18 protein-coding genes are annotated in these 18,896 nt (G+C 30.8%); 6 read left to right on the forward strand and 12 right to left on the reverse strand.

What is annotated here, in order from left to right; genetic code table 11:
* Positions 1–24: 24 nt before the first annotated feature.
* From ABXT45_RS04080 to ABXT45_RS04110, 7 genes are read right to left on the reverse strand one after another with little or no spacing between them, the layout of a single operon-like run.
* Positions 25–738: an RNA methyltransferase gene (locus ABXT45_RS04080; protein WP_415312846.1), complete on the reverse strand. Its 714-nt coding sequence runs from the start codon at positions 736–738 to the stop codon at positions 25–27.
* Entirely contained in the window at positions 738–2,339 is a 1,602-nt protein-coding gene (gene cimA / locus ABXT45_RS04085; protein WP_415312847.1) for a citramalate synthase, read from the reverse strand. The genes ABXT45_RS04080 and cimA overlap by 1 nt, the downstream gene beginning before the upstream one ends.
* Positions 2,336–3,697, reverse strand: a complete 1,362-nt coding sequence (gene cysS, locus ABXT45_RS04090) for a cysteine--tRNA ligase (protein WP_415312848.1) — start codon at positions 3,695–3,697, stop codon at positions 2,336–2,338. Before cysS ends, cimA begins: the two co-directional genes overlap by 4 nt.
* 45 nt (positions 3,698–3,742) lie before the next feature.
* Positions 3,743–4,480 (reverse strand): NAD(+) synthase, encoded by a 738-nt coding sequence (gene nadE, locus ABXT45_RS04095; protein WP_415312849.1) that lies wholly within the window; start codon positions 4,478–4,480, stop codon positions 3,743–3,745.
* A 39-nt stretch (positions 4,481–4,519) separates the two neighbouring features.
* The gene (locus ABXT45_RS04100) at positions 4,520–5,899 is read right to left on the reverse strand and encodes a class II 3-deoxy-7-phosphoheptulonate synthase (protein WP_415312850.1); all 1,380 of its coding nucleotides are present in this window, start codon (positions 5,897–5,899) and stop codon (positions 4,520–4,522) included.
* A gap of 35 nt (positions 5,900–5,934) precedes the next feature.
* Entirely contained in the window at positions 5,935–7,755 is a 1,821-nt protein-coding gene (gene glmS, locus ABXT45_RS04105; protein WP_415312851.1) for a glutamine--fructose-6-phosphate transaminase (isomerizing), read from the reverse strand.
* 1 nt (position 7,756) lies between these two features.
* Complete coding sequence (locus ABXT45_RS04110; RefSeq protein ID WP_415312852.1) at positions 7,757–8,380, reverse strand: DapH/DapD/GlmU-related protein; 624 nt, start codon at positions 8,378–8,380, stop codon at positions 7,757–7,759.
* Between the two features lie 70 nt (positions 8,381–8,450).
* On the opposite strand from ABXT45_RS04110, the gene ABXT45_RS04115 reads away from it, so the two are divergent.
* From ABXT45_RS04115 to ABXT45_RS04130, 4 genes are read left to right on the forward strand one after another with little or no spacing between them, the layout of a single operon-like run.
* Positions 8,451–9,140, forward strand: coding sequence for an HAD-IA family hydrolase (locus tag ABXT45_RS04115; RefSeq protein ID WP_415312853.1), 690 nt, complete (start codon positions 8,451–8,453; stop codon positions 9,138–9,140).
* A gap of 50 nt (positions 9,141–9,190) precedes the next feature.
* Positions 9,191–10,693: an MmgE/PrpD family protein gene (locus tag ABXT45_RS04120; RefSeq protein WP_415312854.1), complete on the forward strand. Its 1,503-nt coding sequence runs from the start codon at positions 9,191–9,193 to the stop codon at positions 10,691–10,693.
* Entirely contained in the window at positions 10,693–11,589 is an 897-nt protein-coding gene (gene prpB / locus ABXT45_RS04125; protein WP_415312855.1) for a methylisocitrate lyase, read from the forward strand. The genes ABXT45_RS04120 and prpB overlap by 1 nt, the downstream gene beginning before the upstream one ends.
* Positions 11,589–12,713 carry a bifunctional 2-methylcitrate synthase/citrate synthase gene (locus ABXT45_RS04130; protein WP_415312856.1) on the forward strand — a complete coding sequence of 375 codons (1,125 nt, stop codon included), beginning with the start codon at positions 11,589–11,591 and terminating at the stop codon, positions 12,711–12,713. Before prpB ends, ABXT45_RS04130 begins: the two co-directional genes overlap by 1 nt.
* On the opposite strand, the gene ABXT45_RS04135 is transcribed toward ABXT45_RS04130, so the two are convergent.
* Genes ABXT45_RS04135 through ABXT45_RS04155 form a run of 5 tightly spaced genes read right to left on the reverse strand, consistent with a single transcriptional unit; the run spans position 12,714 to position 17,000 of the window.
* A complete protein-coding gene (locus tag ABXT45_RS04135) occupies positions 12,714–13,340 on the reverse strand; it encodes a class I SAM-dependent methyltransferase (protein ID WP_415312857.1) in 627 nt (208 codons plus the stop codon). It abuts the gene before it with no gap.
* A gap of 25 nt (positions 13,341–13,365) precedes the next feature.
* Positions 13,366–13,740, reverse strand: a complete 375-nt coding sequence (locus tag ABXT45_RS04140; protein ID WP_415314442.1) for a 2OG-Fe(II) oxygenase — start codon at positions 13,738–13,740, stop codon at positions 13,366–13,368.
* Positions 13,724–14,002, reverse strand: a complete 279-nt coding sequence (locus tag ABXT45_RS04145; RefSeq protein WP_415312858.1) for a hypothetical protein — start codon at positions 14,000–14,002, stop codon at positions 13,724–13,726. Before ABXT45_RS04145 ends, ABXT45_RS04140 begins: the two co-directional genes overlap by 17 nt.
* A 41-nt stretch (positions 14,003–14,043) precedes the next feature.
* Complete coding sequence (locus ABXT45_RS04150) at positions 14,044–15,072, reverse strand: ribonucleotide-diphosphate reductase subunit beta (RefSeq protein WP_415312859.1); 1,029 nt, start codon at positions 15,070–15,072, stop codon at positions 14,044–14,046.
* Entirely contained in the window at positions 15,063–17,000 is a 1,938-nt protein-coding gene (locus ABXT45_RS04155; RefSeq protein ID WP_415295699.1) for a ribonucleoside-diphosphate reductase subunit alpha, read from the reverse strand. Before ABXT45_RS04155 ends, ABXT45_RS04150 begins: the two co-directional genes overlap by 10 nt.
* Positions 17,001–17,156: 156 nt before the next feature.
* Between ABXT45_RS04155 and ABXT45_RS04160 the strand changes: the two genes are divergently transcribed.
* Positions 17,157–18,611 (forward strand): phosphomannomutase/phosphoglucomutase, encoded by a 1,455-nt coding sequence (locus ABXT45_RS04160; RefSeq protein WP_415312860.1) that lies wholly within the window; start codon positions 17,157–17,159, stop codon positions 18,609–18,611.
* The gene (locus tag ABXT45_RS04165) at positions 18,595–18,876 is read left to right on the forward strand and encodes a hypothetical protein (protein ID WP_415312861.1); all 282 of its coding nucleotides are present in this window, start codon (positions 18,595–18,597) and stop codon (positions 18,874–18,876) included. The genes ABXT45_RS04160 and ABXT45_RS04165 overlap by 17 nt, the downstream gene beginning before the upstream one ends.
* Positions 18,877–18,896 lie beyond the last annotated feature (20 nt).

An 18,896-nucleotide genomic window follows, 5' to 3' on the forward strand; every position in this document is an offset into this window, starting at 1 on the left:
TAAACTTACTCATTATTTTGTCAATCAACCTTTTTTGGACAAACTTGCGAATACACTCGATAAAATACGTGTTTCTTTCTCAGAAAGCTCCATTTTAGAAAAAATACTTCTTAAGTTTTCAAGCATAATAGGTCTCTTCTCTAAAGGTTTAAAAAAGTGTTTTTCCTCTAATTTTTTGATGCATAAGTTAGTCATTGCTTGAATATCCTTCTTGCTAGCTACTGTTATTTTTTTTGATTTTGAATACTTTGCACCCTTTAGATTAATGATACGTGCTACTGTATGAGCAATAATAATGACACTGTGTGACAAGTTTAAAGATTTGAAATCAGGGTTAGTTGGGATTTGCATAGTGTAATTAGCATGACTAATCTCATTATTAGATAAACCAGACGCTTCAGAGCCAAATAAAAAGGCTATTTTTTTATTAAAATCAATTTTTTTTAAATCTTCTAGATTGATGTGTTTGATGTTTTTATTTCTAAATCTTGCAGACGTTGCAATAACATAATCTACTTTTTTTACAGCAGATTCTAATGTTTCATGCACTTTAGCATTAATAATTAGATCTTTTGCACCAACGGAAGTTGCTAAAATTTTATCATTTGGGAAAATTGGTTTTGGTTTTACAATGACTAGTTTTTTAAAGTTAAAGTTTTTTATAGCTCTAGCACAAGCTCCAATATTTTCTGATAATTGAGGTTGATGTAAAATAAATGAAATATTATTAAACGACATTAAAGACTTGCTGGAGCTTTATCTTTAAACAATTTATAATCTAGGCTATCAACCAACGCTTTAAATGAAGCATCAATTATATTTGCAGAAACACCAATAGTGAACCAGTTTTTACCTTTTGAATCAGTGCTCTCTATTGAAACTCTAGTGATCGCTTCAGTACCTGTATTTAAAATTCTAACTTTGTAATCGACTAATTTTAAATCTTTTAAATATTTAGAGTATTTATTTAAACGATCCACATTCTGTCTAATCGCATTATCTAATGCATTAACAGGACCATTTCCTTTACCAGTACACATAATTTTTTCACCATCAACTTCAAGCTGAGCTTTCGCTAAAGAAACAATTGTTCCTGATGAATCTTTTTTTACAGAAACATCGTATTCTTTAATCGATATATACCTTGGTATTTTGCTAATAATTCTTCTGGCTAATAATTCAAACGATGCATCAGCACCGTCATAACTATAACCAATAAATTCTCTATCTTTTACTTCATCTAAAAGTTTTTTAATTTTAGGGTCACTCTCTTCTATTTCAATACCAATAGTTTTTAATCTTGAGATTATATTGGATTTCCCTGATTGATCAGAAACTACAATATTTCTAGAATTTCCAACTTCTTCAGGATTAATATGCTCATATGTTTTTGGATCTTTTTGAACAGCTGATACATGAAGGCCACCTTTATGAGAAAAAGCTGCAGCACCAACATATGGAAGATGTTTGTTTGGTTTTCTATTTAAAATCTCATCTAATAATCTAGAGCATTCCGTTAGTTTCTTAATATTGTCTGGTTTAATTTTTAATTGAAATTTAGAAAAAAAATCACTTTTTAAAAAAAAAGTTGGAATTAATGACATTAAATTAGCGTTACCACATCTTTCACCTAAACCATTGATGGTACCTTGTACTTGTCTAACCCCAGCCCAAACTGCAGCTAAAGAGTTTGCAACTGCATTACCCGTATCATTGTGTGCATGTATGCCTAAATTTTTTCCAGGTATAGTTTTAGAAACTTCTGTTACTATTTTTGTAACTTCATGAGGCAAGGTTCCACCATTAGTATCGCATAAAACAATCCACCTTGCTCCTTCATCGAATGCTGATTTAAGACATGATAAAGCATAATTTGGATTAGCTTTGTAGCCATCAAAAAAATGTTCCGCATCAAACATGAATTCTTTATTCTCTTTAACAAAGTGTTTCGCTGTTTCTTTAATGTTTTCTAAATTTTCTTCATTAGAAATACCAAGGGCTATATCAACATGAAAATCCCAAGATTTTCCAACAATACAAACTGCTGGTGTTTTTGAATCTAAAAGCGCTGATAGCCCAGGATCATTATCTGCACTACGACCAGTTCTTTTAGTCATACCAAAAGATGTTAGTTTAGCATTATTAAATGAATGTTTTTTTTGAAAAAATTCAGTATCTGTAGGGTTTGCTCCTGGCCACCCACCTTCAATATAGTCAACACCTAAATTATCTAATGCTGAGGCAATTTTTATTTTGTCATCTACAGAAAAGTCTACACCTTGCGTTTGCGCACCATCTCTTAGCGTTGTATCGAATATAAAAAGTTGTTCTTTGCTCATTTTAGTTTCCAAATTGTTTTACCATCTTTGTCTTCTATTAAAACCCCTTTATCTAAAAGCTTATCTCTAATGATATCAGCTTCTTTATAATTCTTGTCTTCTCTTGCTTTATTTCGAAATTCAATCATTTCTAAAATTTCATCTTCATTAATGGATGATTTTTTCTTTTTAAATTCAATCCATTCTTCTTTTGTTTTGTTTAAAATACCAATGAAATTACAAGCTAACACAAATAAACTTTTCTCTTCATTGCCTCCTTTTAAAGCTTTGTCATAAAGTTGGTGTAAATTTGCTATATAGCCTGGTGTGTTCAAATCATCGTATAACGGGGATAAAACATCTTCACTTAAAACTGTTTTATCATTTGAGGATAAATAAACTTCATACCATTTATCAATAGTATTTTTGCAATCTTCTAAGAGCTTTTCGTTCCAGTCTAGTGGCTGCTTATAATGAGCACTCATAAGAGCAAGTTTTAAAACTTGTCCATCAACATTATCTTTAAAATCTTTAATTTTAAGTATGTTGCCAGTTGATTTGGCCATTTTTTCATTGGACATAGTAATAAATGCGTTATGGATCCAATAATTTGCAAAAACTTTAGTATCGTTAGCACATCTTGATTGTGCAATTTCATTTTCGTGATGAGGGAAAATTAAATCAATTCCTCCACCATGAATATCAAATACGTCACCTAAATATTTCTTAGACATTGAAGAGCATTCTAAATGCCAACCAGGTCTTCCTTTGCCCCAGGGTGAATCCCAGGAAGGTTCTTCATTTTTAGAGGGTTTCCATAAAACAAAATCTTCTGATTCTTTTTTATTCTCTGAAACTTCAACTCTAGATCCAGCAATTAAATCTTCTAATTTTTTATTTGATAGTTTCCCATAATCCTCAAATTTACTGACTTCAAAATAAACATGGCTGTCTGTCTCATAGGCAAAATCTTTTTCTATTAAAGATGATATCATTTCAATCATAAGATCAATATGATCTGTGGCTTTTGGTTGTTGTGTTGGGTTATCTAAATTTAAATAATCACAATCATCATTAAAATCTTTAATCACATTGTTTGTTAATTCAGATATTGAAATACTTTTTTCTTTTGCTGATTTAATTATTTTATCATCAACATCAGTAATATTTCTTATATAATTTATTTTATCATGGCCATATTTTGATTTTAAAACTTTGTACAAAATATCAAAAATAACAAGAGGCCTAGCGTTACCAATGTGTGGGTTGTCATAAACTGTTGGACCACAAACATACATTCCAATGTTTTCTTTATTTAGTGGAACAAATTTTTCTTTTTTGTTGCTTAGATTGTTTGTTAAAAAAATATCCTTATTCATTATCTTAGAATTATACTTTAATTATAGATTTGTGAATCTATTAGATTAGTTGGGAATCTTGCAAACTGGGATTGGTTCCATTTTATGCAAGTTCATCTTTCTTATTTTTTCATATTTTTCACGATTTATTGAATTAACATTGTTCATTGCCTCTTCTAATTCTTCATATTTAAGACCTAACTGACCTTCGTCAGTTCTACCATCATCCCATAATCCATCTGTTGGAGCAGCATCAATTATTTCTTGAAGAATATTGATAGATTTACCTATTTCCCATACTTCTGATTTATTGCAATCTGCAATGGGAGAAATATCTACCCCACCATCTCCATATTTTGTATAAAACCCTACTCCAAAATCTTCAACTTTATTTCCGGTACCAACTACAATACCTTTGTTTGCAGCAGCTACTTGATAAAGAGTGGTCATTCTAATTCTTGCTCTAGAATTTGCCATCCCAAGCTCACTATCAAAATTAGATAATGTGCCTTCGAATGTTTCAAATAATTTATCTAAATTTAGCGTGTATGTCTCAACATTATTAAAATTTTTAACAAGCCATTCTTGGTGTTTTAAACTTAAATCATGTTGTGATGATTTTTGCTTAATAGGCATTGATAATACAATTGTTTTTATACCTGTCATTGCACTCAATGTGCTTGATACAGAAGAATCTATTCCTCCAGAAATTCCAATAACTAAAGATTGAGCCTTACTTGGCATCTTTTCTACATAATTTTTAATCCAATCGCTTATAAATTGTGCTTTTTCTAATGGTTTCATTGTTTAAAATTTAAACGAAATTGTATTTAATACAATGCTTTAAGATGCCGCTTTAATATTTTTTTTAGAATAAGCAGCATTTTTTTTAATCTCATCAGAAATTAAAAAGGCTAACTCTAATGCTTGGTTAGCGTTAAGTCTTGGATCACAATGAGTGTGGTAACGGCTAGATAAGTCTTGGTCAGATATTTTCTGAGCACCACCAGTACATTCTGTAACATCTTGACCAGTCATTTCAATGTGTAATCCACCTGCATAACTTCCTTCGCTTTGATGGCATTCAAAAACATTTTTTACTTCTTTAACAACGCTATTAAATGGTCTTGTTTTAAATCCAGTCGTAGCTTTAATTGTATTTCCGTGACAAGGGTCACATGACCATATTACATTTAAACCTTCTTTTTTAATTGCTCTAATTAATTTTGGTAAAAATTTAGAAACATTCTCGTGACCAAATCTAGAAATTAAAGTTATTTTACCTTTTTCATTTTTTGGATTAATTTTATTACAAAGATTTATCAAGTCTTCAGCTTTTAATGTTGGTCCACATTTAATTCCAATTGGATTCTCAATTCCTCTACAAAACTCAACATGACCACCATCTAATTGTCTTGTTCTATCTCCTATCCAAACAAAGTGAGCTGAAGTATCATGATATTCGCCAGTTGTTGAATCTACTCTTGTCATAGCTTGTTCGAAAGGAAGTAGTAAAGCTTCATGTGAAGTCCAAAAGTTTACTGTTTTTAATCTTCTATTAAAATCAGAATTAATTCCACACGCATCCATAAATGCTAGGGCATCTGCTATTCTGTCCTCTAGATCTTTAAATTTTTTAGCAGCTGGAGAGTTTTTAATAAAACCTAAATTCCAAGTATGCACTTTCTTAAGGTCAGCAAAGCCTCCATGAGAGAAGGCTCTTATAAGATTAAGTGTAGATGCAGACTGAGAATATGCTTTAAAAAGTCTCTTGGGGTCTGGAACTCTTGACTTTTCATTAAATTCCATACCATTAATATTGTCCCCAAGGTAGCTAGGTAACTCAACACCATCAATATTTTCAACAGGAGAACTTCTTGGTTTTGAAAATTGGCCAGCAATTCTTCCCAGTTTAATAACCGGTAGTGATGCTGAATAAGTAAGTACAAGTGACATTTGAAGTATTAGCTTAAATGTGTCTCTAATATTATCAGGGTGAAATTCTGCAAAACTTTCCGCACAGTCTCCACCTTGTAATAAAAAAGCTTTTCCATCAACAACATCAGCAAGCTGTTCTTTTAAATGTCTTGTCTCACCAGCAAAAACTAATGGAGGAAAATTTTTAATTTTACTTAAAACATCATCTAAATCTTTTTGATCCGGATATTCAGGAATGTGTTTTACGGGATAATTTCTCCAACTATTTATTTTCCAATTTTTCATATTCAACTTAGAGGTGTTGTAGCAGAGTTTAATTATTATTCAACTGTGACTGATTTTGCTAAATTTCTAGGTTTATCGATGTCATAACCTTTTTTAAGAGCTGAATAATAAGCTAATTTTTGTAATGGAACGGTTAATAAAAAAGGTAACAAGTCATCATTAGCACTTTCAACTAATACAGTTTCCCAAATATTTTCTGAAAAAACTTCATCTTTACTTTTATTAGTGATTAATAAAACTTTAGCTCCTCTTGCTATTACTTCCTGCATATTAGAAATTGTTTTTTTATAATAGTTATCTCTTGGAGCTAAGACAACAACTGGCATTCCATCTTCAATTAAAGCTAAAGGACCATGCTTCATCTCCCCAGCGGGATATCCTTCCGCATGAACGTAAGCTAATTCTTTTAACTTTAAAGCTCCTTCTAATGCAATCGGATAAGAAAAACCTCTCCCTAAAAACATGGAACCTTTTGCATCAGTAAATGAACTAGAAACTATTTGGATTTTATTCTCTGTAAGTAAAGTTTTCTCAACTAACTTGGGTAATACTTTTAAATCTTTAATTTTGTTTAAATACAAATTTTCATCTAGGTCTTTTCTTAAAATACCTAATTTTAATACCAAAATATAAAGAACTAACATTTGACCCATAAAAGCTTTTGTGGAAGCTACACCAATTTCTGGTCCACAATGAATGGGTAAAACAAATTTAGAATCTCTTGCGATTGAACTTTCTATAACATTAACAACACTACAAGTTTTCATGTTATTTTTATTGCATAAATCTAACGCAGCATAAGTGTCTGCAGTTTCACCAGATTGCGAAACAAAGATATATAAATTGTCATTTTTAAATCTATTTTTTCGGTATCTAAACTCAGATGCAATATCAATTGTTACATCAAGTGTAGTATTTTCTTCAAACCAATACTTTGCCATTAAACAAGAATGATAAGCCGTTCCACAACCAATTAAAGTAACAGAAGAAATCTCCTCTATTTCCCAGGGAAAATTATAGATATTGATATCGTTGTTAATTTTATCAACATACTCATTTATGCAATTTTTTAGTGTTGTTGGCTGTTCTTCAATTTCTTTAGCCATAAAGTGTTTAAAGTCACCTTTGTCATAATCCTGTTCTTTAGAAGATAATTCTAAAACTTTTTTATTAACTTTTAAGCCTTCTTCATCAAAAAATTCAACTTGATCCTTCTTTATGATACAAAATTCTCCATCATTTAAATATGAAATTTTATTAGTCATAGATTTTAAAGCGTAAGAGTCTGAGCCTAAATAATTTTCATTAGGACCATAACCAACTGCTAGTGGTGATCCTCTTCTTGCACCCACTATGAGATCAGGTTGATTTTTAAAGATTATACCTAAAGCAAAACTTCCGTGTAGCTGCTTAAGAGTTTTAATAATTGCCTCTTTTAAATTAAGTTCTTTTAAATACTCTGTTATTAAATGAACAATTACTTCTGTGTCAGTCTGAGATTTAAATATGTGACCTTTGTTTATTAAATTCTTTTTTAAAAGTGTAGAATTTTCAATAATACCATTATGTACTACTGATACGCTTTCTGATGAATGAGGGTGTGCATTGATAGTGTTTGGAATACCGTGTGTAGCCCATCTAACATGTCCAATTCCAATTGGTCCTGTCATATTCTTAACTGCAAGATTTTTTTCTAAAATATCAACTCTACCTTCTGATTTTGCTTCATTTAATATGCCATCCGATAAAGTTGCAATACCAGCAGAGTCGTAACCTCTATACTCTAATTTTCTAAGAGAATTAATGATTGCAGATGATACTGGTTTATTACTGGCTATTCCTATAATCCCACACATCTTATTTTATTTTTCTTTTATAGTTTTTAACTTCAGTTTGAGAGCATCTAGTTAAAGCTAATGAATTCTTTTTAACTTTTTTTGTAATCACAGAGCCTGCTCCAACAATACTATTTTTTTCAAGAATAATTGGTGCAACTAATGAAGAATTAGATCCTATAAATACATTGTCTTTAATTTTTGTTTTACTTTTTTTAACACCATCGTAATTACAGGTAATTGTACCAGCACCAACATTTACACCTTTACCCAATTCACTATCACCAATGTACGATAAATGATTAATTTTTGATTTTTTTCCAACTCTGCTTTTTTTAACTTCTACAAAATTTCCAATTTTTGATCCTTCTTCAAGAATGGTACCTGGTCTTAATCTTGCATAAGGTCCAACTTCAACTTTGTTTTTTATTTTACAATCTTCTAAATGTGAAAATGAATTGATAGTTACATTATTGCCAATTTTAACTTTTTTTCCAATGACAACATATGGATTAATAGTAACATTTTTTCCAATCTTTGTATCTTTTGAAAAAAAAATAGTTTCAGGACCAATCATCTTTACACCAGACTTGATAAAAAATTTACGAAATTTTTCTTGTTCAATATAAGAATTTATTTGTTTCATCTGGAAATATTTTTATATTAAGTGTATAGATAGTTTAATTCACAATTTATTTCTTAAAAATACTTTATTAATGACTCAAAAATACTCAATTTTATTTGACCTAGATGGAACATTGGTTGATACCGCACCTGATTTAATGAATGCCCATAATCATGTCATGAAAAAATATGGTTATCCTACAAAATCTACAGCAGACATTAGAAATCTAGTAGGTCAAGGAGCTGGTGCTATGATTGGAAGATCTATATGGGGGCAAGCTAAAAAAGAATTTGGTAAAATTAATGACCAAAAAATTAAAGATCAAATGGTTAAGGATTTTGTTAACTTTTATGGAAAAAATATCATTAAAGAAAGCACCCTCATCAATGGTGTAATAGAATTTTTAAAGTGGTGTAATGAGAAAGAAATTTCAATGGCAGTTTGTACAAACAAACAAGAACACTTAGCAATTGACCTTTTAAAGAAAATTGGAATTTATGATTATTTTGAATACGTTGCTGGATCAGATACTTTTGATTATTGCAAACCTGATCCAAGACACATAACAAGTATAATTGAAATCATTGGTGGTGATATAAAGAAATCTTTAATGTTTGGTGATAGTGAAACTGATGCAAATGCTGCAAAGGCTGCCTCTGTTCCTGTTATTTTATTAGAAAATGGTTATACAGAAAAAAATTCTAATGAAATTTACCATAATCATTTGATAAAAGACTTTATTGGTGTTGAAAAGATAGTTTCTACTTACTTAAAAGATTGATTTAATTTTTTTTCTTACTATTAATAGGGCTGCATAATTAAGGAGGCCTAATGATTTCACACAAAGTTAAAGTTTACCCATCAAAAATTCATTTACCTAAAAAAAATCAATTAGCATGGAAAATTGCTGAAATAGCCTCTGATAATGCGAAGCTAGATAAAGCAGCTATTGAAATGGTTATTAACAGAATAATTGATAATGCTTCAGTTGCTATTGCTTCTTTAAACAGAAAAGCTGTTATCTCTTCAAGAGAAATGGCCCTAAAGCATCCTAGAAAAAATGGTGCAAATTTATTTGGGGTTGATTCAAAATTAAAATTTGATTGTGAGTGGGCTGCTTGGTCAAATGGAACAGCTGTCAGAGAACTTGATTTCCATGATACTTTTTTAGCAGAAGACTACAGCCATCCAGGAGATAATATTCCACCTATTTTAAGTGTAGCTCAACAAACTAAAAAAAGTGGGCTAGATTTATTAAGAGGAATTATCACAGGTTATGAGGTTCAAGTTAATTTAGTTAAAGGAATTTGCTTACATAAACATAAAATTGATCATATTGCACACTTAGGACCAAGTGTTGCAGCAGGTTTAGGAACAATGTTAAAGTTAAACACTGAAACAATTTACCAGGCAGTTCAACAGGCGTTACATACAACTGTTTCAACAAGGCAATCTAGAAAAGGTGAAATCTCTAGCTGGAAAGCTTATGCCCCTGCTCATGCTGGTAAACTTGCAATCGAAGCAGTTGACAGAGCAATGCGTGGTGAAGGCGCTCCAAGTCCAATTTATGAAGGAGAAGATAGTGTCATAGCTAGAATATTAGATGGTAAGAAAGCTTTATATAATGTGCCTCTTCCGAAGAAAAAGGAATCTAAGAAAGCGATACTAGAGACATATACGAAAGAATACTCAGCAGAATACCAGTCTCAAGCACTAATAGATATTGCTAAAAAACTTAATAAAAAAATTCCTAATTTAAATCAAATCAAAAAAATTGATATTTATACAAGCCATCATACTCACTACGTAATTGGAACTGGTGCAAACGATCCTCAAAAAATGGATCCTAATGCAAGTAGAGAAACTTTAGATCATTCTATAATGTATATTTTTGCAGTAGCACTTGAAGATGCTGATTGGCACCATGTTAAATCATATACTAAACAAAGGGCTAATAGAAAAAGTACTATAAAAATTTGGAAATCCATTACTACATTTGAAGATAAAAAATGGACTAAAAAATATCATGACCCTAATCCAAAAAATAAATCATTTGGAGCAAGAGTTGTTGTTACTTTAAAAAAAGGTAAAAAAATTACAGAACAATTAGATAGAGCAGATGCACATCCTTATGGAGCACGTCCATTTAAAAGACAGAATTATATAAACAAGTTTTTAACATTAACAGATGGTATTTTAGATAAAAAAGAAAGTGCTCGTTTCTTGAAGGTTGTGCAAAATCTTAAAAACCTGAAAGCTGGGGAATTAAATAAACTAAACATCCAGATTAAAAGAAGTCAGATTAAGAAGAATACAAAACAAGGAATTTTTTAGTGCATTTTGTAGATAAAGAGCCCAGTCAAAAAAGAGCTGACTTTGTCAGTAAATTAAAATCAAACAAAATTTTAAGAGTTCCAGGTGCTTATAATCCGCTAACTGCAAAACTAATTGAAGAAATTGGTTATGATGCTGTTTACGTATCAGGTGGAGTTATGGCTAATGACTTAGGATTTCCAGATATAGGTTTAACTACGCTGCAAGATGTTAGTACTAGATCTTATTTAATATCCAGAGTTACAAGTTTACCTACAATTGTTGATATAGACACTGGTTTTAAGTCTTGTGAAGAAACTATTAAAACTTTTGAAGAATTTGGGGTGGCAGCTGTACACTTAGAAGACCAAGTTGAACGTAAAAGGTGTGGGCACCTAGATAACAAAGAATTAATCTCAACTGAAGCAATGGTTAAGAAAATTAAAGAGTGCGTTGCAGCAAAACAAGATGAAAATTTTAAAATTATAGCAAGATCTGACGCTAAGGGTGTTGAAGGAATAGATAAAATGATTGATAGATGTAAGGCCTATATTGATGCAGGAGCTGAAATTATCTTTCCAGAAGCTTTACATGATGAAAAAGATTTTGAAAAAGTTAGAAAAGAACTATCATGTTATTTGTTAGCTAATATGACTGAATTTGGAAAATCTAAACTATTCAATTATAAAGAGTTAGAAAATTTTGGATATAATATTGTGATTTATCCAGTAACAACACAAAGATTAGCTATGAAAAATGTAGAAGATGGTCTTAGAGACATTTTTGTGAGTGGACATCAAAACAATATTATAGATAAAATGCAAACTAGAAAAAGACTCTATGAATTGGTTGAATATGAAAAATATAATTCGTTAGATGAAAAAATTTATAACTTTAGTACGGAAGGACATGAATAATGAGTGACGATATCAAAAAAGGTTTACTAGGAATAATTGTTGATGAAACTGAAATTTCAAAAGTTATGCCAGAAATTAATTCTCTAACGTATAGAGGTTACGCAGCTCAAGATTTATGTGCAAGATGCGATTTTGAAGAAGTTGCATACTTGATTTTAAATAAAGAATTACCTAATAACAAGCAACTAAAAGAATTTAAGAAAGAATTATCTAAAGAAATAACTCTATCAAAGAATTTAATAGATATTTTAAAAAAGATACCTAAAAAATCTCACCCCATGGATGTTGCAAGAACTGCTGTCAGCGTTATGGGTCTTGAGGATAAAGAAACTAAAGATAATTCACCAAATGCAAATTTAAGAAAAGCAATTAGAATTTTTGCGAAAACTCCAACTGCATTAGCTGCTTTTTACAGACTTAGAAAAGGAAAAAAAATTATAGCACCAAAGAAAAAGTTTGGTTTTTCTGAAAACTTTTTCCATATGTGCTTTGGAAAAGTTCCCAATAAAGAAATTGTTAAAGCTTTTGATGTCTCATTAATTTTATATGCAGAACATAGTTTTAATGTGTCAACTTTTACTGCCAGAACTATTACAAGTAGCTTATCTGATATTCATGGAGCAATAACAGGTGCTATAGCAAGTCTTAAAGGTCCTCTTCATGGTGGTGCCAATGAAGAAGTGATGCATATGATGGGAAAAATTAAAAAGCCCGAGAATGCTTTAAAGTGGATCACTAAAGCTTTGAAAAATAAAGATGTAGTAATGGGATTTGGCCATAGAGTTTATAAAAGTGGAGATTCTAGAGTTCCAACAATGAGAGAGTACTTTAAAAGAGTAGCAATTATTAAAAAAGATAAAACATTCGAAAAAATATATGACATTGTTGAAAAGGTAATGATTAAAGAGAAAAATATTTATCCTAATGTTGATTATCCAACAGGTCCTACTTACCATTTAATGGGTTTTGATACGGATTTCTTTACACCTATATTTGTAATTTCAAGAATTACGGGTTGGTCAGCACATATTATGGAACAGCATGCTGCTAATAAATTGATTAGACCTCTTGCTAGCTACAAGGGTAGTAAGCATAGAAAAGTTATGCAGTTAAATCAAAGATAATTAGTTTTTTTCTATTTTTGCAAATCTTTCAAAAATAATTTCTGATTTCAGATTGTTATCAGTGACAAATTCATCAATGGCTTGTTTTACTCCTGGTGCATAACTCAAGTTGTAATCATCACAAAGGATAGTTCCATTATTTTCTATAACTGCTTTTGAATAATGTAGATCATTTTTAACTGTCTCATAGGCATGTCCTCCATCTAAAAAAACATAGTCAATTTGTGACATATTCATTTTTTTTAATAGTAGATTAGAGTTACCTTTAATTAGGTGAATATTTTTTTTAAATTTTCTTAAAAGATAAGTTACAGCATCAATTGAGTATGGGTCTTGTCTTAAAATATATTCAAAATATATTCTTTTTAATGGATTATTAAACTTAGTGTTTGGAATAACTTCATTATCATTTTTAATATTTTCACCAAACAAATCTAAGCCAAAGTATTTAAAGTCACTTCCATGAATGTTCTGTAATAGTTCGCAAACATTTCTAGCAGTAACACCATGAAACACACCTATCTCAAGGAAATTTTTTGGCTTCTTTAATGCTATTTCATTTAAAAATTTTTTGCCAATACCTTCTTGTTTAAGGCTAGTTTTTCTGAAATATTTTTTGTACTCCATGATAATTTTGATTAAAATAAAATTTTTACCTAAATTTTGGTCCTGACATCCAAATTGCTAAAGTATTTCGTCTACCTGAAGTAATTTTACTCACTTTATGATTGATAAAAGATGGAAAAATTATTGCACTACCTGGTGAATTAAATTCCTTACATATAATCTCATTAGCTCTAAATAAGGCCAATTCTCCTCCCTCATAGGACTCTTCTGATAAATTTAATAGAGCGGTAAGTTTAATATCTCTAACTGTGTCTTTTGGTACAGCATCGATATGCCAACTATACTCTGTTCCTTTTTCATAAGAATTATAATTTAATTTATCGAAAGATGTTAATGGATGTAGGTCAAAACCAAAAAAGCTGTTATTTGCTGCTAAACAAAATTCAATAAAAGGATATATTTCTTTTTGAAATCTTTCCTAAACTAACAAATTTAACATCCGAGGTTTTGCGTGATAAAGCTGCAGGATCATCTTTTCCTTCAATAAAATTTTCTTTAATGACGTTATTGATCTCTTTAACTTTATCTTTGTTAAAAATGTTCATGGATGAATAGTTTGCTGCTCTCATGAGGGTGAAGTTATCAATTTTAAAACTTCTTACAATACTCTTTATTTCATAAAAAATTAATAAACAGCTGGATGAAGTTGTTACACTTAGCATCCAAATAAAATTATTTAAACTTGCTTTAAATTAAATAAAGATTAACTAAATGCCTCTGTCCAAGTTCCCTGAGTTGAGGCTTTAGAATATTCAGTAGAACGACCTTCAAAGAAGTTCATATGTTCAACTGCATTCAACATAGAATCTAACCAAGTAAGTGGATTTTTTTCCACATCATAAATCGGGTCTAATCCAAGTTGAGATAATCTTCTATTAGCAATGAATCTAATGTAAAGTTTTACATCTTGCGCTGTAAGACCTTCCATAGGACCCATTTCAAAAGCCAAATCAATAAAAGCGTCTTCATGCTCAATGATTGTTCTGCATGCTTTATAAAGTTCTTTTTTTAATTCAGGATTCCATATTTCAGGGTTCTCATGAATGAACTCTTTAAACAATCTAATCATAGAATTGCAGTGCAACGTTTCATCTCTTACAGACCAAGTAACAATTTGGCCCATCCCTTTCATCTTATTATGTCTTGGGAAGTTAAGTAAGATTGCAAAACTTGCAAATAATTGTAGGCCTTCAGTGAATGCACTAAATACAGCTACTGTTAATGCAATATCTTTTTTTGAACTCATATCAAAATTTTGCATGTAGTCGTATTTATCTTTCATCTCTTTATATTTCATGAATGCAGAATATTCAGACTCAGGCATTCCAATAGTATCAAGTAAATGAGAGTAAGCAGCTATGTGAACTGTTTCCATTGAAGCAAAAGCAGTCATCATCATTAAAACTTCTGTAGGTTTGAATACAGTTGTATAATGTCTTAAATAACAATTTTGTACTTCAACATCAGCTTGAGTAAAAAATCTAAAAATTTGTGTTAATAAGTTTTTTTCAGACTGAGTTAAATTTTTCTGCCAATCTCTAACATCATCACCAAGTGGCACTTCCTCTGGTAGCCAGTGAATTCTTTGTTGAGTTAACCAAGCATCATAACACCATGGATATCTGAAAGGTTTGTAAACAGGGTTTTCAACTAGTAATCCCATTTTTTGTGGTTGAACTATTTCTTCTTTTGGTGGTTGAATAATTTTAGTATCCATTTTTTCTACTGACATGATAGGCACTCCTCGTATTCTGGTTGTTCAGTTGTTTGTGGTTTTGACTTATAGACATTTGCGGTAACATCTGTTGCTTTAGTATCGTTAACATTCTCCGCACGTTGAATTGATTTTGATCTGCAGTAATAAAGGCTTTTCAAACCTTTTTTCCAAGCATCAAAATGAATTTTATGTAGTTCTCTTTTGTGAATATCTGCTGGTACAAATAAGTTAATTGATTGAGCTTGAGATATAAAAGGCGTTCTATCTCCACTTAATTCAATAATCCATTTTTGATCTAACTCAAATGCTGTTTTAAAAACGTCTTTTTCTAAATCAGTTAAAAAATCTAAATGAGAAACAGAACCTTCGTTTGTTGTAATACCAGACCAAACATCATCATTATTTTTCCCGTGTTTTTCTAATAACTCAACTAAATATCTATTTCTAACATTAAATGAACCCGAAAGAGTTTTGTGCGTATAACTGTTAGCTGCAACCGGTTCTACTCCTGGTGAAGCTCCACCACAGATAATAGAAATCGATGCAGTTGGTGCAATCGCAGTTTTGTTTGAAAACCTTTCATTAAAACCATAATCAGCAGCATCAGGACAAGCTCCTCTTTCATCAGCTAAATCTTTTGAGGCTTGATCAACATGTTCTTGAATATGTTTAAATATCTTTTTATTCCAAACTTTACTCATAACTGATTCAAGTGGAATACTATGTTGCTGTAAATAAGAATGGAAACCCATAACACCTAGGCCAACACTTCTTTCTTTTTCAGCAGAATATTTTGCATCATCAAATTGCTCTGGAGCTCTTTCAATAAAGTCTGTTAATACGTTATCTAAAAATCTCATAACATCATTAATCATAACGTTATCGTCTTTCCACTCATCATACTTTTCTAAGTTTAAAGATGACAAACAACAAACAGCAGTTCTATCTCTTCCGTTTTTATCTATTCCAGTAGGTAAAGTAATCTCGCTACAAAGATTAGAAGTTTTAACAGTTAATCCCGCTAACTTATGGTGTTGTGGAATTTGTCTATTAACTGTATCGATATAGATAATATAAGGTTCACCTGTTTCAATTCTTGCAGTTAACAATCTAATCCATAAATTTCTTGCAGAGATAGTTTGTTGTACAGTTCCATCAGCAGGACTTTTTAGTGCCCACTGTTCATCTGTCTCAACGGCTCTCATGAATGCATCTGATACTAAAATACCATGATGAAGATTTAATGCTTTTCTGTTTGGATCTCCACCTGTTGGTCTTCTCATTTCAATAAATTCTTCAATTTCAGGATGATCAATTGGAAGATAACAAGCAGCCGATCCTCTTCTTAATGAACCTTGACTAATTGCCATCGTCAACGAGTCCATAACTTTAATAAAAGGAATAATTCCTGAAGTCTTACCAACTTTACCAATTTTTTCTCCAATAGATCTTAGGTTACCCCAGTAACTTCCGATCCCACCACCTTTAGCAGCTAACCAAACGTTCTCACTCCACAGATCAAGTATTCCATTTAAACTGTCTGATGCTTCATTTAAAAAACATGAAATTGGTAAACCTCTTTTAGTTCCACCATTTGATAAAACTGGAGTTGCTGGCATGAACCATAAATTACTAATGTAGTTATAAATTCTTTGTGCATGTAAATTGTCATCAGCATATGAACTTGCAACACGGGCAAACAAATCTTGGTAAGATTCGTTATTTCCTAAGTATCTATCTTTTAAAGTTGCTCTGCCAAAATCTGTTAATTTAGAATCTCTTGTTCTATCAATTTTAATAATGATGCCTTTTTCATTTTGAAAAAGTTCAGTGTCATTACTAAGTGAAAATAAATCTGGTCCTTTATTTTTTGAAAGTTCGCTATTATCAGGGCTATATTCGGAGACAGCTTTCTTAAGTGCCTGTGATAGTATTTTGTTCATATTTTAATATTTTATAAGTTTTTTTTTACAAAACAACTACATGTTGTATGCTGAAAGCATTGATACACCATATAAATCATTATTCAACAGAACGTTTATAGAACATAGAAAAAAAATATCAATAAAAAAATAAAATGAATGTAAGAAAGGTTAACAATGACAACAAATTTAAAAATAGATCCTTATGGCTTCAGGGAGTATGACGCAAGATGGTTGTATGAGAAGGACATAAACCAACTCGGAATAGAGAATCTAGGTAAAGGTTTAGGCACTCAAATTATAAAACATACAAAAAAAACGAATCCAAGAGTAATTGTTGGTCATGATTATAGGTCTTACAGTGAAGAAATAAAATCTGCTCTTAAAAAAGGACTACTTTCAACAGGATGTAATATTGAAGACATAGGTTTATCTCTATCCCCTACTGTTTATTTTGCACAATTTAATTTAGATGCTGATGCTGTTGCAATGGTAACCGCTAGTCACAATGAAAATGGTTGGACTGGAGTTAAAATGGGTATCAAAAAAGGATTAACCCACGCACCAGAAGAGATGAAAGAATTAAAAGAAATTACTTTAAATGAAAACTTTATCAAAGGCGAAGGTAGTGAAAAACAAATAGAAGGTTTTCAACAAATTTATAAAAATGATTTAATAAATAAAAACAAAATCACAAAAAAAATTAAAGCAGTTGTTGCCTGTGGAAATGGCACTGCTGGAATATTTGCCCCTGAAATTTTAAGAGGGATTGGTTGTGAAGTTGTAGAACTTGATTGTGATCTTGATTGGACTTTTCCAAAATATAATCCAAACCCAGAAGATTTAGAGATGTTACACGCAATAGCAAAAGCTGTAAAAGATAATAACGCTGATATTGGTTTTGGTTTTGATGGTGATGGCGATAGAGTTGGTGTAATTGATAATACAGGAGATGAAATATTTTCAGATAAAATTGGCTTATTAATTGCAAGAAATTTATCTAAAACTCATAAAGGTTCTAAATTTATTGTTGATGTAAAATCAACTGGATTATACGCAACTGATGAAGTTTTAGCAAAGAATGGCTGTGAAACTATTTATTGGAAGACAGGTCACTCACACATTAAAAGAAAAGTTAATACTGAAAAAGCATTAGCTGGATTTGAGAAAAGTGGTCACTTTTTCTTTAATCAACCTTTAGGTTTTGGTTATGATGATGGAATAAATTCTGCAATTCAAGTGTGTCATTTATTAGATAATCAAAATAAATCTATGCATGAAATTATAAAAGAATTACCTAACACTTTTCAAACACCAACAATGGCTCCATTCTGTAAAGATGAAGAGAAATATCAAGTGGTTGAGGAATTAGTTAAACAAGTAAACACTATTAAAGATAATAAAACTAAAATTGACAACCAAGAAATTAGTGAAGTACTAACGGTTAATGGTATCAGATTTTCTTTTAAAGATGGGTCATGGGGATTAATTAGAGCCTCATCAAATAAACCATCTCTTGTAATTGTTACTGAAAGCCCGACATCAGATGAGAGAAAGAAAAAGATCTTTGATTTTATTGATGATCTTTTACAAAAAACTGGCAAAGTTGGCGAGTATGATCAAAAAATATAAATATTTACTAATCTTTATCCTACTTTTTAGCTCTAAAAGTCACGCTCTAAGCCCTGAATATGAGAAAGAATTATATATTGGTTGTTACACTAACTCTAAGCAATACCTTGGTACAGATGGTGCTAAAATATACTGCCAGTGCACAATTGATAAATTAAGTGCGAAATTTAGCGACGAAGAGATCGATAAAGTTTTCAGTAAAGAGCCTGATGAAATTCAGCAACTAACTGAATTTGCGACAATTGAGTGCGAAAATAATAAATAGCTTTTCAAATAATAAAATAA

The sequence above is a fragment of the Candidatus Pelagibacter sp. Uisw_106 genome, from assembly GCF_047724975.1.
In the GTDB taxonomy this organism is placed as follows: Bacteria; Pseudomonadota; Alphaproteobacteria; order Pelagibacterales; family Pelagibacteraceae; genus Pelagibacter.

What these genes read in the sequence shown, in the direction of transcription:
- ABXT45_RS04080 (WP_415312846.1), bottom strand. Translation starts at nt 738, where the DNA reads ATGTCGTTTAATAATATTTCATTTATTTTACATCAACCTCAATTATCA.
- cimA (WP_415312847.1), bottom strand. Translation starts at nt 2,339, where the DNA reads ATGAGCAAAGAACAACTTTTTATATTCGATACAACGCTAAGAGATGGT.
- cysS (WP_415312848.1), bottom strand. Translation starts at nt 3,697, where the DNA reads ATGAATAAGGATATTTTTTTAACAAACAATCTAAGCAACAAAAAAGAA.
- nadE (WP_415312849.1), bottom strand. Translation starts at nt 4,480, where the DNA reads ATGAAACCATTAGAAAAAGCACAATTTATAAGCGATTGGATTAAAAAT.
- ABXT45_RS04100 (WP_415312850.1), bottom strand. Translation starts at nt 5,899, where the DNA reads ATGAAAAATTGGAAAATAAATAGTTGGAGAAATTATCCCGTAAAACAC.
- glmS (WP_415312851.1), bottom strand. Translation starts at nt 7,755, where the DNA reads ATGTGTGGGATTATAGGAATAGCCAGTAATAAACCAGTATCATCTGCA.
- ABXT45_RS04110 (WP_415312852.1), bottom strand. Translation starts at nt 8,380, where the DNA reads ATGAAACAAATAAATTCTTATATTGAACAAGAAAAATTTCGTAAATTT.
- ABXT45_RS04115 (WP_415312853.1), top strand. Translation starts at nt 8,451, where the DNA reads ATGACTCAAAAATACTCAATTTTATTTGACCTAGATGGAACATTGGTT.
- ABXT45_RS04120 (WP_415312854.1), top strand. Translation starts at nt 9,191, where the DNA reads ATGATTTCACACAAAGTTAAAGTTTACCCATCAAAAATTCATTTACCT.
- ABXT45_RS04130 (WP_415312856.1), top strand. Translation starts at nt 11,589, where the DNA reads ATGAGTGACGATATCAAAAAAGGTTTACTAGGAATAATTGTTGATGAA.
- ABXT45_RS04135 (WP_415312857.1), bottom strand. Translation starts at nt 13,340, where the DNA reads ATGGAGTACAAAAAATATTTCAGAAAAACTAGCCTTAAACAAGAAGGT.
- ABXT45_RS04145 (WP_415312858.1), bottom strand. Translation starts at nt 14,002, where the DNA reads ATGCTAAGTGTAACAACTTCATCCAGCTGTTTATTAATTTTTTATGAA.
- ABXT45_RS04150 (WP_415312859.1), bottom strand. Translation starts at nt 15,072, where the DNA reads ATGTCAGTAGAAAAAATGGATACTAAAATTATTCAACCACCAAAAGAA.
- ABXT45_RS04155 (WP_415295699.1), bottom strand. Translation starts at nt 17,000, where the DNA reads ATGAACAAAATACTATCACAGGCACTTAAGAAAGCTGTCTCCGAATAT.
- ABXT45_RS04160 (WP_415312860.1), top strand. Translation starts at nt 17,157, where the DNA reads ATGACAACAAATTTAAAAATAGATCCTTATGGCTTCAGGGAGTATGAC.
- ABXT45_RS04165 (WP_415312861.1), top strand. Translation starts at nt 18,595, where the DNA reads ATGATCAAAAAATATAAATATTTACTAATCTTTATCCTACTTTTTAGC.